This is a genomic window from Halomonas sp. ND22Bw, from assembly GCF_003011945.1.
Classification (GTDB): Bacteria; Pseudomonadota; Gammaproteobacteria; order Pseudomonadales; family Halomonadaceae; genus Halomonas; species Halomonas halophila.
Genome location: NZ_PXWD01000239.1, coordinates 1 through 410, shown reverse-complemented (window position 1 = coordinate 410; position 410 = coordinate 1). Strand labels below are relative to the sequence as shown.

At 63.4% G+C, this 410-nt stretch carries 1 protein-coding gene; it reads left to right on the top strand.

Going from position 1 to position 410, the window contains the following annotated elements; genetic code table 11:
• A partial coding sequence (locus tag CVH10_RS26660) for a hypothetical protein (RefSeq protein ID WP_219924775.1) occupies nt 1–297 on the top strand: 297 nt, incomplete at its 5' end.
• Between the last annotated feature and the right edge of the window lie 113 nt (nt 298–410).

Genomic DNA, 410 nt, shown 5'->3' with positions numbered 1-410 from the left:
CCGATCGCCGCGGACTGCTTGCCGCGAACGTTTGACGGGCGAGCGGGAGAACTCACCCTTGGCTTTGCCAGCCGCTACGCCGCCAGGGAGGAGGTAGCTGACAGGTTAACCTGGCGTTTTCTCATGGGGACGCGAGTAGGCCCGGCAACCGTTTGGCTCTCGGCGCAGCGTGAGGAGGCGCTAGCTGCCGCGTCGAAGACCGGATCGGAAGAGGTCCGCAGGTGGATCCGAAAGTATGTCGCAACCCTTTCGAGCGAGATCGAGCGCAACCGTATAAGCGAAGAGCGCCGAATGTGACGGCGTCGACCGCCGCGCCCCGTTGGGCCCGGTTGACAACAATGGGTGCACGCAGCCCATTGGACTCGCGGGCGACGTTGTTGTCAGATGAGTCCTTGTCGCATAGCACGATC